Source organism: Paenibacillus sp. sgz302190, from assembly GCF_059820445.1.
In genome coordinates this window covers 46691-62234 of sequence record NZ_JBZYAO010000017.1, presented here as the reverse complement: position 1 = coordinate 62234, position 15544 = coordinate 46691, and the positions used below count along the sequence as shown (strand labels likewise).

12 protein-coding genes and 1 pseudogene are annotated in these 15544 nt (G+C 53.5%); 9 read left to right on the top strand and 4 right to left on the bottom strand.

Annotated elements, in window-relative coordinates; all coding sequences use genetic code 11:
* Positions 1-56: 56 nt before the first annotated feature.
* Positions 57-3197, bottom strand: a complete 3141-nt coding sequence (locus AC6RNO_RS19520) for an ATP-binding protein (protein ID WP_497106450.1) — start codon at positions 3195-3197, stop codon at positions 57-59.
* 856 nt (positions 3198-4053) lie between these two features.
* On the bottom strand, positions 4054-4236 hold the full coding sequence (locus tag AC6RNO_RS19515; protein WP_497106449.1) for a hypothetical protein: 183 nt from the start codon (positions 4234-4236) through the stop codon (positions 4054-4056).
* 192 nt (positions 4237-4428) lie between these two features.
* Between AC6RNO_RS19515 and AC6RNO_RS19510 the strand changes: the two genes are divergently transcribed.
* The 7 genes and pseudogenes from AC6RNO_RS19510 to AC6RNO_RS19480 all read left to right on the top strand — a co-directional run bounded on the left by AC6RNO_RS19510 (position 4429) and on the right by AC6RNO_RS19480 (position 12085).
* Positions 4429-5484 (top strand): FAD-dependent oxidoreductase, encoded by a 1056-nt coding sequence (locus AC6RNO_RS19510; protein ID WP_497106448.1) that lies wholly within the window; start codon positions 4429-4431, stop codon positions 5482-5484.
* 148 nt (positions 5485-5632) lie between these two features.
* A pseudogene (locus AC6RNO_RS19505) lies at positions 5633-5791 on the top strand (acetyltransferase); the annotation flags it as partial.
* A 485-nt stretch (positions 5792-6276) separates the two neighbouring features.
* Positions 6277-7935 (top strand): helix-turn-helix domain-containing protein, encoded by a 1659-nt coding sequence (locus AC6RNO_RS19500; protein WP_497106447.1) that lies wholly within the window; start codon positions 6277-6279, stop codon positions 7933-7935.
* 129 nt (positions 7936-8064) lie between these two features.
* A complete protein-coding gene (locus AC6RNO_RS19495; protein ID WP_488436228.1) occupies positions 8065-9012 on the top strand; it encodes an iron-hydroxamate ABC transporter substrate-binding protein in 948 nt (315 codons plus the stop codon).
* Between the two features lie 11 nt (positions 9013-9023).
* The gene (locus AC6RNO_RS19490; RefSeq protein WP_488436227.1) at positions 9024-10031 is read left to right on the top strand and encodes a FecCD family ABC transporter permease; all 1008 of its coding nucleotides are present in this window, start codon (positions 9024-9026) and stop codon (positions 10029-10031) included.
* Positions 10028-11035 (top strand): iron chelate uptake ABC transporter family permease subunit, encoded by a 1008-nt coding sequence (locus AC6RNO_RS19485; RefSeq protein ID WP_497106446.1) that lies wholly within the window; start codon positions 10028-10030, stop codon positions 11033-11035. The genes AC6RNO_RS19490 and AC6RNO_RS19485 overlap by 4 nt, the downstream gene beginning before the upstream one ends.
* Positions 11036-11119: 84 nt before the next feature.
* Positions 11120-12085 (top strand): NAD(P)-dependent oxidoreductase, encoded by a 966-nt coding sequence (locus AC6RNO_RS19480; protein ID WP_497106445.1) that lies wholly within the window; start codon positions 11120-11122, stop codon positions 12083-12085.
* A gap of 128 nt (positions 12086-12213) precedes the next feature.
* On the opposite strand, the gene AC6RNO_RS19475 is transcribed toward AC6RNO_RS19480, so the two are convergent.
* On the bottom strand, positions 12214-13116 hold the full coding sequence (locus tag AC6RNO_RS19475) for a helix-turn-helix domain-containing protein (RefSeq protein ID WP_497106444.1): 903 nt from the start codon (positions 13114-13116) through the stop codon (positions 12214-12216).
* A 130-nt stretch (positions 13117-13246) separates the two neighbouring features.
* Between AC6RNO_RS19475 and AC6RNO_RS19470 the strand changes: the two genes are divergently transcribed.
* Positions 13247-14287, top strand: a complete 1041-nt coding sequence (locus tag AC6RNO_RS19470) for a Gfo/Idh/MocA family protein (RefSeq protein WP_474681905.1) — start codon at positions 13247-13249, stop codon at positions 14285-14287.
* A 224-nt stretch (positions 14288-14511) separates the two neighbouring features.
* Here the strand turns inward: AC6RNO_RS19470 and AC6RNO_RS19465 are convergent, their stop codons facing one another.
* A complete protein-coding gene (locus AC6RNO_RS19465) occupies positions 14512-14808 on the bottom strand; it encodes a hypothetical protein (protein WP_497106443.1) in 297 nt (98 codons plus the stop codon).
* 263 nt (positions 14809-15071) lie between these two features.
* On the opposite strand from AC6RNO_RS19465, the gene AC6RNO_RS19460 reads away from it, so the two are divergent.
* Entirely contained in the window at positions 15072-15497 is a 426-nt protein-coding gene (locus tag AC6RNO_RS19460; RefSeq protein WP_474681903.1) for a DMT family transporter, read from the top strand.
* The last annotated feature ends 47 nt before the right edge of the window (positions 15498-15544 follow it).

Genomic DNA, 15544 nt, shown 5'->3' with positions numbered 1-15544 from the left:
TTAGGGGGACTGAGCTAAGACTGAGCTCCCTAACCCGGCGCTCTTTTTGCGCTGTCTTAAAAACGCGGCGATTGCGGCCAATGCGGCGGCTTGTCTCGATCGGGAATGACAAACGAAATCGTCGTTCCCACGTCCGGCTGGCTCCGAATCGTCAAGCCCCGGCCGTACCGCTGCGTCAATCGGCGGTTCGTATTCAGCAGACCTATGCCTCTTTCGTTCTTTCCGGCCTGGTCAAGCAGCTGGCGGACTTTTTGTTCGTCCATGCCTTTGCCGTCATCCTTGATCTCAAAAAGAGTAGCGCGGTCCAGGCGGGCAATCCGGATATACACCGTGCCGCCTCTGGCTCTGCTGAGCAGGCCGTGCTGGACCGCATTTTCGACCAATGGCTGCAGAGTGAGCGGCGGAAGAAGCAGATCGATGTCAGGTTCGATATCCCACTGGACGGACAGCCGCTCCTCAAAGCGTTCCTGCTCGATAAACAGATAGGCCCGCACCAACTCCAGTTCATGGGCGAGCTCAACCAGCTGCTCCGAATTCAAAAAGTCGATGCTGATTCGCAAATACGATGTAAAAGCTTCTGTGAGGCTGCGCATTTTGTCCGTGCTGATCTCGCTTAACGCCATAATGGCATTGAGCGTATTGAACAGAAAATGGGGATGAATTTGCGCTTGCAAATAGGCGGCCTCCATACGCAGGCTTTCGTTGATCGACTGCTTTAACGTCGTCAGCGACCGGACGCGGTATTTCAGCTCCATGGCGTCGACCGGCTTGGCGATGTAATCGTTGGCTCCCGACAAGAAGCCGGAATAAATATCTTCGGGCTGGCTGCGCGCAGTCAGCAGCAAAATCGGCAGCTCCGAGCTCGTGAAGCGCTCCCGCACAAGGCGCGTCAGCTCATAGCCGGACATATGCGGCATCATGACGTCGGCGATCAGCAAGTCCCACGGCTCCGTACCGAGCAGCTCCAGAGCTTCCTGGGCGGACATGACGCTTTTGATGTTATACGGGTCCGCGGAAAAAATGCTGGCCAGCACCCGCAAATTTACCGGATCGTCGTCCACGGCAAGTATGTTCAGCCGATCGGCAGCAGGGTGCACGTCCCTCATAACGGCGGCCTCGGCGACAGCGGCATTCCCGATAAACAGCCCGCCGGCGGCTTCCAAGTACGACTCGGCTCCATGGGCGGTATGCGGCGGCTGGAAAGCGTCGCTTGAATGCTGGGCCAGAGGGAGCGTAAAGCTGAACACCGAGCCTTGTCCCAGCTCGGACTGGATGGACAGCACGCCGCCATGCAGCTCCACAAGCTGCTTGCAGATGCTCAGTCCGAGCCCGATGCCGCCGCCGCTTATTCCTTGCGGTCCTTGCTCGTACGGCAAAAATATGCGCTCCCGCGTTTCCGCTTCCATCCCGTATCCGGTGTCCGTCACATGGATGACAGCTTGACCGTTTCTGACTTCCGCCGAAATCGTCACCGTGCCATAATCGGTGTATTTAATGGCGTTGTGCAGCAGATTGAATAAAATTTGCACAAGCCTCTGCTCATCGGCAAAAACGGGCGGTAAGGATTGCGCAATATCCATCTTCAGCCGGACGGGCGCGCCGTCGGTCATAAATTCAAGCATGTCGATAACGCCGGAAGCGACCGACTGGATGCCCAACGGTTCCTGCTTAAGCACGATCCGCTTGTCTTGAAGCCGCGCGATGTCAAGCAGATCGTTCAGCATATGCGACATTCGGCGGCTGATCGTAATCAGCAGCTTCATCTCATTGAAGCTTTTTTCGCTCATCGTATGCTTTTCATTCGTCACGACGGCTTGGGCGATATTGATAATACCGTGCAGCGGCGTCCTCAGCTCGTGCGAAGTGTTGGCAAGAAATTGGTCTTTCAGCTTGTCGGCGGCCTGGAGCTGTTCGTTAAGCTTGGCGTTTTCCTCAGAATTACGGAAATACCGCTTGAACCAATAAGCCGAAAACCCGACGATCGCGGCGATGACATCGATTGGATAATACAACCGGATCGCCGTTCCGTTATGATAAATCACGCCCCAGATGACGCTGGACAAAATGCTGACGGCTGCAAACAGCAGGAATACGGAATCCTTATGATTTCTGAGAATCATCGTTCCGATCAGCCAGACAAACCAAACTATCGGGAACATATACAGAACCGCAAAAAAGTTGACTGAGGCCGGAGCATAAATATGCTGCGCCGACGCAGCCAGCACAAATGCCGAATAAAGGCCAAGCGCGGCTGAATAGCCGTAGAACAGTTTGACGCGTTCCGCATAGCCGGAGAAGCTTCTTGCCATAAGCAGTATGAAAAAGGGCAGCCATATATAGGATAGAAGCTTGATTTTCAGAGCCCACGTGTAATTGATCGGAAACCAGATCAGCAGCAGCGTTTCGTGGTCGGCCGCAATCGATACGCTGACGGTAACAAGCAGCAGAAAGAACACCAGGAATGCCTTTTGCCGGGGATTGAAAACGTACAGTATGCAGGCATACAAGCCGTGCAGCAGCAAAATGACGAACGTGACGAGCTGAAAACCGATAGAGTACCAACGCTCGGTATCAATGGCCGCCTGCGAGCCGAAGTGAATCGATCTCGTAATTCCGCCGTTCCGCGGATGGTCGAAATTGGCAGCCTGTATAATCAGTTCGATGTCCGCTTGACCGTCTGCGGTATAAGTGGCCGTGTAAGAGACCGACTTCGGCTTGTACAATTCCGCTTGCGCAGCCGGCCGCCCGATTGCGGACTCGACTTTTCCGTTTATTTCAACCATAGAGGCGGTTTCGATCTCCTGAAACCAGAATCCGTATGGCTCATCTATAGGCTTATCGATCAAAATGCGCAGCCGGTACGTTCCGTAGCCGAACGACGTGTCTCCCGCTTCGGACAAAGAGCCGCTCCAATCGCCCGGAACTTGAACATAGCGCGGCGTGCCGGCGTTTTGGCGCAGCAGGTCTTCATGCGAAACGAACTTGCCCGGATAAAATTCCCATTCGCCGTCCAGCGGGATGGAATGCGACTGTTTAAAATTCCAGCTGCGCAAATCCACTACGCCGCGCGACGCTTGCGGATGCTCCGGGGTCGCGACGATCCCGAACCAAATCAGCCGCAATCCAAGGAGTACGGCAAGAAACAACAAAATAAAAGCTGCATATTTCAACATATAGTTGCCTTGTTTTGTATTCATAATTTTAATAATTCTACGTAAAGTCAGTTTTTCCTTTTAAAAGCTTGCCGATCGTCTTCCCCGGTTTTATCCCGGCGAGCAGTTGAAAAACGCTCGATTTTGAGCAAATTGACATGGTATGGCAGTTGAAAGTATAGATTTGGCAGTGCTTTTCGGGCCAGGATCGTGGTGTCAGTCAGGCCACTAACGAATGTACATCGACTTAAGCCAGTATCGAGCCGCTCGTGCAGCGGGCCGTTATGCTTTGCTTTGGCCGAGGAGAGGAGCCGCCTGCTCAAGTTTACCGCGGCCGATGCCGGAGACCATGACATACGGTTTACTGCTCCCGGATAGAGCAGAAAGCACATCCTGCCCGGCAGCGTGAAGAAAAGCTGCAAAAGTGAGACTATCGATGAACCCGCCCGTTTACGCTGCGCCTCAACCTGGCAATGCGCGAAAAGCCTGCAAAAGTGCATCTTTTTGCTCCCCGGTGCGCTTGCCTACGGCAAATTCCTGCAAATCTGCAGGTTTTTCCGCCCAAACTCCCACTCTAGCCCAAGTTGACCGAAAATTCCTGCACAATCGCAGGCTTTTCGCCAAACCGGGCCGTTTCCAACGAAAAAAACTGCACTTTTGCAGGTTTTGCGGGATGTGCCGGCCGCCGCTTAACGAACCAGTACCAGCTAACACGCCATGGGTACACCACGACACAAGTTGATCTGCCATAGTGGAACTATCGATGAACCCGCCCGTTTACGCTGCGCCTCAACCTGGCAACGCGCGAAAAGCCTGCAAAAGTGCATCTTTTTGCTCCCCGCTGCGCTTGCCTACGGCAAATTCCTGCAAATTTGCAGGTTTTTCCGCCCAAACTCCCACTCTAGCCCAAGTTGACCGGAAATTCCTGCACAATCGCAGGCTTTTCGCCAAACCGGGCCGTTTCCACCGAAAAAAACTGCACTTTTGCAGGTTTTGCTTGCTGCATCGATCGACTGCCGTCATGCAGCGCGACATCACGCGCTGGGCAATGCGCGCGGCGCGCCAGCCTGGCCGCGGGCAGCATCCCGGTTGCCCTAACGGAGTGTCGGGACTTTCCCGGCACTTTCTGCATGTTGCTTTTGTCAACGCTTGGAATTGGGCCACGTCTGCCGAGCCTCATATTAATTTGATATTGATAATCATTATCATGTATAATAGTGCCAACAAATGCTGTGAATATTTTGGGAACGATAACTATTCTTTAGGAGGCAGCAGCATGACACAGGCGTTGGAGCTTTACGATATAACGATTATTGGCGGGGGGCCGGCCGGGCTGTATGCGGCTTTCTACAGCGGCATGCGCGATATGAAAACGAAGCTGATCGAGGCGAAGGAGGAACTGGGCGGCCGGTTGAGAATTTATCCGGAGAAAATGATTTGGGATGTCGGAGGCGTCACGCCGATTCGCTGCGAGCATCTTATTCAGCAGATCATCCAACAGGCGCATACGTTTGATCCGACGATCATATTAGGCCAGCAGATCAGCGGACTGGAGCGGTTGGAGGATGGCACGATGGTGCTTACGGCGGAAACGGGGGAGCGGCACCATACAAGGACTATTATTCTTGCATTGGGATACGGCGTGTTGAAGATGACGAAGCTGGAGATCGAAGGAGCCGACCGCTATGAAGTAACCAATCTGCATTATACCGTGCAGGAACTGGAAGGCTTCCGCAGCAAGCGGGTGCTCATTTCCGGCGGCGGCGATTCCGCAGTCGATTGGGCCAACGAGCTGGAGCCTATTGCAGCAAGCGTAACCGTGGTGCACCGTCGCGACCGTTTTGGCGGACATGAGAAAAATGTGAAGCGAATGCAAGAATCGTCGGTCGATGTCCGCACGCCGTATGCCGTGATGCAACTGCATGGCGCAGGGGAATCGATCGAAGCGGTAACGGTCGCCCTCGTAGATCCGGACGGCAGCTTGACAGACCAAACGGAGCGGCTGGAGGTAGATGCCGTAATCGTAAATCACGGGCTGCGCGGTGATTTCGGTTCGATTGTCGACTGGGGAATGGATATGGGGCAGTGGAATATCAATGTGAACGAAAAGCTCGCGACCAATTTGCCGGGCATTTTTGTGGCGGGAGATTCGGCGAATCACCCGAGCAAGTTGAATCTGATTGCCGGAGCGTTCACCGATGCAGCGTTGGCGGTCAACAGCGCCAAGCTGTACTTGGAACCGGAAGCGCCGAAAGCGGCATACGTTTCCTCGCATAATGCCAAGTTCAAGGAAAAGAACAAGGCGCTTGGCGTAGTGGAAGAGGAGGCGTGAGGCGGAGGGCAGCGAGGTAGCGACCAAGATTGCGTTTTGAATAGGATGCATGTTCGGCTCATGCGTATAAAAGAACTGCGGCTCAAAAAAAAGGGGGGGACGTTATGAAACGAACGGCGCTTTTTTTGGTTCGGGGCTTTTTGGATCGATGAGCGATGTCATTATTCCGGGAACCGGGAATTGGAGTTTTGGCATGGCCGGAGCCGTATACGAGCCGTTGGTTTTCCTTTTGGAAAGCTTGGGTTACCGGCGAAATGTAAATTTGTTTATTGCTTTTTATGATTGGAAGCGGCGAATCCCGTATTCTGCGCATGCTTGATTGCCGGCATCGGCCAAAGCACGATTCAATATCTCCGCCGGGCGGATTTGCATCCGTCAGCGGCAGCAGGGGCGAGAGAGATGTTGGAGACGGTTGACAGCAGCGCCGGATACGGCAATGTGATGGTGGAAAGTGTTTTTCTTTTGGAAGGAGATCCGTATCTGTTGAAAGGAAATCATATGGAAGTATTGTTTAAATGTCGGCTGATAATCCCCAATAGGCCGAACTTCATATTTTCAAGGCGCTGCAGCCGGCGATACACCCTTGGCTCAGCCATTAACAACCGCGTGACGCTCGGGTTTCCGGTTGTTTTTTTGTTTTTTCCGGGTGCGAAAGCGGTATCTAGCCTGAAACCGTTTTGCATTATATTATAGATATTGTTCTCTGCTGCATCATCGCCAAGATCAAGCTGCTTGGCACGATGCAGAGGACGGAAGACGTTCCCTCATTTTTATGCAATGGAGGCTTTTGTTGTGAATAACGTTGTCTCGGAGTGGGCCGAGTCCCACTTTCCATTATATACGGCTGACAGCATCCATTCGCTGTACAGCACCACGAAATTGCCGGAGTACAGGATTCATGAGCGTTTAACGGTGCTGATTGCGATTGCCGGCGGCAAGGGCACCCTTCGGATCTTCGATGATCAAGTTTACGAGCTTATGGAAGGGAGTGTCATCCTGCTCCCGGCGCATAGCGATGCAACTATCGTTGCGAATGTTTTACAGCCGCTTCATGCTTACAAGCTTACAATCAGCACCCGGGAGCAGGCGATGCCGCTGCCTGAAGGCGCAATGATGCGGAAAAGCGATGTGGTCGCAAGCTCCAATATTCAGTTGTTCCCTTATGAACCTGAGATTGTGGCTAATGTGGAGGAGCTGTATATCCACCGGTTACCCGCTAGCGAAGTCCGCCATGTGCGCAATCAAATTATGTTTCACCAAATCATTCTTCATCTGCTGGAGCGGCAGGAGGCCAAGTACGCAGCCAGTGAGCAGCCGTCCATGAAGCGCAGCATCGCTTATTTGGAAAACCATTTTAGCGAAAAAATTACCCGCGAGCAGTTGGCCGCAATGGCAGGCATAAGCCGATCTCACTATTCCATCCTGTTTAAGCAGCTTACCGGCTTTTCTCCCAACGAATACTTGTCCCGACTGCGCGTTCACCGGGCAAAGGAGCTATTGATCGGCGGCTCGGGCACGCTTAGGGAGATTGCGCTAAAGGTGGGCTATAAGGATGAATTTTATCTCAGCCGCCGTTTTAAGCAGCAGACGGGAGCGGCGCCTTCCGGCTACAACCGCGGAACATTCCAGCGTGTGGCCGTATTGCTTGCGCCTTACGCCAGTCATCTGCAGCTGCTTGGCTTGGAACCGGCCGTCATCATTTCGGAAAGCAGCGAGTATGTGAATATTGACGGTGTACAGCCGTCGCAAACGATCATGTTTGTCAATACGAACTGCTCTGCCGAGCAGGTGAATTCGGTATTGCTCGAGACCGACATCGAGCTGATTATTGCGGCAAAAGAGCATTTGCAGGAATACGGGCTGAATCCCGGACAATTGCGGGCCGCAGCTCCTATCGTGGAAGTTTCATGGATGGAAATGGGATGGAAAGAGCACCTGCGTCTTATCGCCCAGGCTATTCAGAGAAGCGATCGGGCAGAGCGGTGGTTGGCCGATTTTGAACAGGAAGAGCAGGAGGCCCGTTCATTGGTGCAGCAAAGCGCAGCCGCTAATGAAATCGTAACGATTTTCGTTATTAAGCCGGAAGAACTGCTCGTATATGGAGCGCGCAATGTCGGATACGTGATGTATCAATCGCTTGGGCTGCGGCCTCCGGCAAAGATCGGGCAGAACATGGACAAGTTCGGAGATCGATTTCATTCCGTTTGCATCGAATTATCCGAGCTTGCAGACTATGCAGGGGCTCGCTTGCTGGTTGTTGTATTTCCCGATGACAAAGGTTCCACGGCCCATTCCGAAACGGTATTCCAGTCCCGTGAGTGGAACAGCCTTCCCGCCGTACAGCGGAACTGCGTGCATCTGCTTGACCTGGATGAATGGGTGCCTTACAACCCGATCTCGATTCGATTGCAGGTTCAACGCGCTGTAGCTTTATTTACCGGTAACCATTAGTCCAAGCTAATTTTCAAACAAAAAGGCATGGTTCGGCGCATAACGTATCCATATAATAGGGTATGTAATTGAGAATGATTTTCATAATCGAATCGCAGCATAGCTTTTGGAAAGGGAGAGAGTCATTTTATGAAAAAGCTTTTTATTCCGCTTGCACTTTTTGGTCTGATAGTATTGAGTGCTTGCGGTGGAAATCAAGCGGGCGAAGCCGCTAACGGCAAAAGTTCGCCGTCCCCCGCGCCTTCCGCGAAATCGGAATCCGGCAAATTTACGTATCAATCGGAGAACGGGCCGGTGGAGGTTCCGTCCAATCCCAAGCGCGTCGTTGTGCTTACCCGGTTTTTAACGGGCAACGTTATGGCGCTCGGCGTGCCTCTGGTCGGAGCGGACGAAATGTCCAAGACCAACCCGAATTTCGAAGAGAAGCTGAAAAATGTCCAGGCGGTTACGGACGAAAGCGTCGAGAAGATCATCGAGCTGGAGCCGGATCTCATTATCGGGCATTCGGACATTAAAAACATCGATAAGTTCAAGAAAATCGCCCCCACGGTTACTTATACTTACGGAAAAGTCGATTACTTGACCCAACAGCTGGAAATCGGCAAATTGTTGAACAAAGAAAAGGAAGCGCAAGCCTGGGTCGACGATTTCAAAGCGCGGACCAAACAAGCCGGGGAAGAGATCAAGGCGAAGCTCGGCGCAGATGCGACGGTCTCGGTCATCGAGACGTTCAATAAGCAGCTCTACGTCTATGGCGATAATTTTGGCCGCGGCACCGAAATTTTGTATCAGGCATTCGGGCTCCGCATGCCCGAGAAAGTCAAGGAAGCGACGAAAAAAGACGGTTACTTCGCCGTATCGACGGAAGTGCTGAAAGATTACATGGGCGATTACGTTATTTTCAGCAAAAACGCGGACGAGGACAATTCGTTCCAAAATACCGAAACATACAAAAACATTGCCGCAGTCAAAAATCAACGCGTCTACGAGGCCAATGCCAAAGCATTCTACTTTAACGATCCGCTCAGCATGGAATACCAATTGCAATTTTTCATTAAAAGCTTTCTCGGCCGTTAGATGAGAGTCCGATGAAGAATAAACGACATTCCGTACCTTTTTTCTATAAAATCTTTGGCAGCGCGTTGGCGCTCGTTGTATGTTTCGTCATTTCGATGATATTCGGCGCAGCGGAAACGACGTTCCGCGACCTGTGGCTTGCCCTGACCTCCGGCGTGAAGGACGAAAATATCCTCATCCTGCGCGAAATCCGGCTGCCCCGCGAGCTGGCCGCGATTCTGATCGGCGCCGCTTTTGCCGTGTCCGGCGCCATCATGCAGGGGGTCACCCGCAATCCGCTGGCCGACCCGGGCCTGCTCGGCCTGACTTCCGGCGCCAACATGGCGCTGGCGCTCGCTTTTGCATTCATCCCGGGGCTGAATTACTTCGGCATCATGGTGGCCTGCTTCCTCGGCGCCGCTCTGGGAGCGGCTTTGGTCCTCGTCCTCGGCTCGATGCGCCGGGGCAGGCTGTCCCCGATCCGTATCGTGCTGGCCGGCGCCGCCGTTTCCTCATTTCTGTACGCGATCTCGGAGGGCGTCAGCATCATTTTCAAAATTTCCAAAGACGTGTCCATGTGGACTGCCGGGGGGCTGATCGGAACGACATGGGGACAGCTTCAGGCGATTGCGCCGGTGATCCTCCTCGGCATTGCGATAGCTCTGATTCTGTCCAACCAAGTGAGCATTCTCAGCCTCAGCGACGAGGTAGCGACCGGACTGGGGCAAAAGCTGGTGCGGATTAAAGCCATCCTGTTCATCCTTGTCGTCGTGCTTACCGGCGCAGCGGTTGCGCTCGTCGGGAACATGGCTTTCGTAGGACTGATGATTCCGCACATCGTCCGCAAAATAGTTGGCACGGATTACCGGTACATCCTGCCTTTCTCGGTTTTTGCCGGCGCCACATTCATGCTGCTGGCGGATACGCTGGGCCGCACGATTCATCCGCCTTACGAGACGCCGTTGGCGGCCATCGTGGCTATGCTGGGCTTGCCGTTCTTCCTGTTCGTCGTGCGTAGAGGGGGGAAAGCTCTGTCATGACTTTGTCCGCTCTCATTCGAAAACAACGCCTGATTCTGCTCGCCGGTTCAGTGCTAATCGTTCTGTCCGCTATAGTCAGCATGGGCGTGGGATATTCCTCGCTGTCATTTGACAGGCTGATTCCTGTTTTGTTCGGCCACGGCACCTTCAAGGAACAATTCGTTCTGTTTTCCGTCCGGCTGCCGCGGATTTTGATCACGCTGCTGGCGGGCATGGCGCTTGCGTTGTCCGGCTCCATTTTGCAAAGCGTCACCCGCAACGACCTGGCCGACCCGGGCATCATCGGCATCAATTCCGGCGCAGGCGTGGCGGTTGCCGTCTTCTTCCTGTTTTTCCCGATCGACGTCGGGACGTTCGTCTATGTGCTGCCGCTGGCCGCCTTTATCGGCTCGTTGGTTACGGCTGCCCTCATCTATCTGTTCTCGTACAGCCGAACGCGCGGACTTGATCCAATCCGGCTCGTGCTGGTCGGGGTCGGTTTCTCCCTCGCTCTGTCGGGGATCATGATCGTGATCATTTCCTCGGCGGAACGCTCGAAGGTCGATTTCATCGCAAAATGGATTGCGGGCAATATTTGGGGGACGGACTGGCCGTTCATTTGGGCTCTGCTTCCGTGGCTGATCCTGCTTATACCGTTCACCTTGTTCAAGTCGCTTCGGCTCAATCTTCTTGGTTTGAGCGAAGTGTCGGCGATAGGCATCGGTCTCAAGCTTGAACGGGAGCGCATCGTCCTCATTTTGACCGCTGTCGCCGCGGCCGCCTCTGCGGTATCCGTCACGGGAGGCATCGCGTTCATCGGGCTGATGGGCCCGCACATTGCCAAGGCACTGGTCGGCCCGCGCAATCAGCTGTTCATTCCTGTCGCCATTCTGCTCGGCGGATGGCTGCTGTTAACCGCTGACACGGTCGGTCGCAATCTCGTCGATCCCGACGGTATTCCCGCGGGCATCATGGTGTCGCTGATCGGTGTGCCGTATTTCGCTTATTTGCTGCTCAGAAAATAGCCGCAGGTGTCTCATGGAACAAGGGAATTCAGGTCGTTCAAGCGAATAAGTTATCTGAAAAACCTGCAAAACGGGAGGCGGCTTATGATGAGATTGAAATGCGCAATTTTGGACGATTACCAGCATGTCGCCATGCGTATGGCTGACTGGTCGGCGATTGCCGACAAGATGGAAGTTGTGCCGATTCACGATCATATCGAAGGTGAAGATAACATTGCACGTGCGATATGCGATTGCGATATCGTTGTTATCATGCGGGAACGCACGCCGTTTCGCGCGTCGCTGTTTGAACGCTTGGATCGTCTGAAGCTGCTGATTACGTCCGGGATGCGCAACGCCTCTATCGATTTGGCCGCCGCTGCAGCCCACGGAGTTACGGTCTGCGGAACGGCAGGCCATTCCGAGCCGCCGACGGAGTTGGCCTGGGCTTTGATTTTAGGTTTGGCGCGCGGCATCGTGCCCGAAAACCGTTCATTTACAAATAACGGACCTTGGCAGACAACCGTCGGCGCAGACCTTCATGGAAGTACGCTGGGGCTTCTCGGACTCGGCAAAATCGGCGTCAAAATGGCGCATATCGGACAGGCTTTCGGGATGAAAGTAGCGGCTTGGAGCGAAAATTTGACCCAAGAGAGAGCGGATGCTGCTGGCGTTTATTTGGCCGGTTCCAAAGAAGAACTGCTTGAAATGAGCGATTTCGTTTCCGTTCATCTTGTGCTCAGCGAGCGGACCAAAGGTTTAATCGGCACCAAAGAGCTGCAGCTTATGCGCCCGACTTCCTACCTCATCAATACGTCGCGTGCGCAAATCGTAGATCGGGAGGCTCTTATTGCGGCGCTTCAAAACAAGCGGATAGCGGGAGCGGGTATCGACGTATTCGAAATCGAGCCATTGCCGGAAGATGACATATTGCGGACTTTACCGAACTTGCTTGCAGTGCCGCATCTGGGGTACGTAACACAAAGAAATTACCGGACCTACTTCAGCGAGGCCGTACAAAATATTCAAGCGTTCATCGAAGGTTCCCCGATCCGCAAGCTTTCTTCCTAAACCAAAGGGGCGAATACTGAGGCGCGAATAGCGGCTAAAAAAATAAGCTCTCAGGATCGATAGATCCCGGGGCTTATTTTTTCATTTACCATGGGAGTATGCCGGAGATGCTGTGTCTCATTGCCAAATTAGGAATCGTAGCTCAGCTCCATTTTGCGTGTTCGGGAGGGCGTGCGGCCCTTGTACTTTTTGTACATTTTCGTAAAATAGTTAGGGTTGCAGCAGCCGACTCTTTCTGCGACTTCAGTGATTGAAAGGTCGCCGGAGCAAAGAAGGCGTTCCGCTTCATTCATGCGCTGCTGATTGACGTAGTCGATAAAAGTGCGCCCCGTTGCATTTTTGAACATTTTACAGAAGTGGTAAGGGTTCAGATTAACGAATCGGGCTGCATCGTTCACGGACAGTTTGTCCGCGTAATGCTCCTCGACGTGAAGAATGAGATGCTTGAACCGGTCCATGCTCTTGCTGCCGGCGGCGTCCCCTCCCAGCCCTTTTTCGGGCAAGAAGGCGCGTGACAGCAGTGTGAATAGCAAATATAACTGCGATTTCATGACTAACTCATACCCGGGAGAACGGCGCTCGAATTCTTCGATCAGTTGGAGAATCAGCTTGCGATAAGGGGCGTTTGCTTCATTCCGGCCGTCGAACTTGACCGGGAAGCGAAGCCGTCCCTCCAAATATGGCGCCATATATCGCTCGTGCGCCGGGTCAAAGGAGAGGCCGGCGAGCAGCGAGCGGTTGAAGACGATCGCCAAGTACTCGACCTCGTCTTCACAAACCGCATAACCGACATGCAGCGCGCCAGACGGAACGATCAGCAAATCGCCGGGTTCGATTTCGTGCGGCTGGCTGTCGATGTGAAAGGCTGCCCGGCCCTGCACGAGGTAAATAAGTTCAAAATGATCGTGCCAATGCAGATAGAGGGCGCAGCGCCCCTTCGGGCCGGCCGGGATGATGTTCCGGAAAACGTTCAGCGGATAGTCGCCGACGGTCAGCCAGGTATCCTCTTTAAGCTCGTTAGGATGCGTCACAACCGAGCCTCCTTTCTCGCAAGATCGGACTAGAAAAACACAAGATTGTATAGAGATAATCAGAACAAACCTGACTATAATTGGGGTATTCACCTTCATTATAGCTTAAAATAGGAGTGATTGAGGACAAATGAGCAAATATAAGGTAGCTGTCGTCGGCTGCGGAGGGATGGCCCGTACTTGGGTTGAATACGCGATTGAACGCGAGGATGCGGAGATCGTTGCATTTGTCGATATTAAGCTGGAATTTGCGCAAGCCATGGCGGATCGTTATGACTTGACCACAGCCGGGATTTATACCGATCTCAAACAGGCAATCACGGAAACCGGCGCTAACGTCGTGTTCGATGTGACGATTCCGGCCAGCCATTTTAACGTTTGCAGCACGGCTCTTCAGTTGGGGAGTCACGTATTCGGCGAGAAGCCGCTCGCGGCGACAATGTCCGATGCGTTGGAATTGATCCGCATTGCCGAACGTACGGGCAAGTCTTTCGCCGTCATGCAAAATCGGCGGTATGACGCGAACATCCGTGCATTGCGCGACTTGATCGGGAACGGGACGATAGGCCGCCCCGGTTATATCGGTGCGGATTTTTTCATCGGCGCCCACTTTGGCGGTTTTCGCGATGAGATGGCAAGTCCGCTTATTTTGGATATGGCCATCCATACGTTCGATCAAGCGCGTTTCATCTCGGGGGCGGACCCGGTTTCCGTATACTGCCACGAATTCAATCCGCCGGGTTCATGGTATGAGGGCAGTGCGGCTGCAATCTGTATTTTTGAGATGTCGGACGGCTCGGTATTCTGCTACCGAGGCTCGTGGTGTGCGGAAGGCGCAAGCACTTCCTGGGAATCGTCCTGGCGGGTAACCGGGGAAAAGGGAACCGCGATCTGGGACGGCGGCAACGCGCCTTACGCCGAGGTCGTCATCCCGGGCGCAGGCGATCAAGCCGGCAAGTTCATACGCGACACGGAGACGGTGCAGGCTTCGTTCCGCTGGGACGGCCGCTTGGGCCACCACGGCTGTCTCGACGAAATGTTCGCTGCCGTCGAAGAAGGCAGACGCGCAGAAACCGACTGCCGCGACAACGTCAAGAGCATCGCCATGGTGCTCGGCGCCATAGAAAGCGCAAAAACCGGGCGAAAAATCGATTTGAGCACTTATTATTGAGAATTGTCGCCGGTGGAGAGCAGCGGAACGTTAAAGAACCGGGAAGCAGCGGACACGCAGCTTCTTCCCGACCGCTCGATGGGCCGCCCCGAAAAGCAGTTCAACCTGCTCCCGGGGCGGCTTTGATTATATAAGGGGGGCCACACGCCAGAGCCGATAGGTCGGCCGACCGGCGGTCGTGCAGCGCAACGCCGCGCGCTGGGAGCGGTGCGTGGTGCGCCCAATCAGCCTGGTTGCGTGAAGAAAACCTGCAAAAGTGCAGTTTTTGCTCGATGGATACGCTGGCCACGGCAAATTCCTGCAATTGTGCAGGCTTTTCGCCGCGAACAGGGGCTTGGATTCATTTTCAGCGAAAATTCCTGCACAATTGCAGGCTTTTCGCCAAAATGAGCCATTTCAAAGGAAAAAACCTGCACTTTCGCAGGCTTTTCCCTTTGGCCTGCCTGCCAAGCCGCCTCATATACGGCGGCGCAGCTCGCGCCGGAGGAGGCACGCGTTGAGAAAGAGAGGTTAAGCCCCAAATGAGGCGCCCATCTGACGTCACTTTCTCTAAAGTCTGGATTTTGTGCGTTTTCTGCGCGTTAGCCGCCCAAGACGCGCTTCACGACGCTACAGAGGATGAAAAATTGGAACCGGCTGGCGTTTTCCGGTGCGTTTGATTTTCAAGATAAGTGCCTGTGATGCCTTGACAAGCAAGCGTTAACAAAGCGAGGACATATGTCCTTTCTCAATGGCCTTGATCTGTCATTTAATTAAGTACAGACAGAAATTGAGGGGAGAGGCCATGAAAGGGAGTTTATTTGCGTTATTAGGAGGGGTGTTTCTTACCCTTCAAGGAGCAGCCAATGCCCGGATTAGCCAAGATATAGGCACATGGCAAACGGCGGCGATAACCCAGTTGACGGGATTTGTGACGGCTCTGCTTATTTTGCTGTTCGTCCGCGACGGCAAATGGCAAGGATTCAAGCAGGTGAAGCCGTTATATTTATGCGGCGGCGCTTTTGCGGCTGTCATCATTTTCACCAACGTCACGGCTATTCATCAGATCGGCATCACCCTTTCGGTATCGGCTCTGCTGATTGCCCAACTGGGTCTGACTTTTATTATCGATATTAACGGATGGTTCGGCGTCGCGAAGCAGAAGATGAGGCTGCCGCAATTTATCGGCATCGGGTTGATGATAGCCGGTGTGGTTATATTAAAATTTTGATAGTATAAGCATATCGGAATGCTGCAGGTAAAAAAGCGGAGGGAACC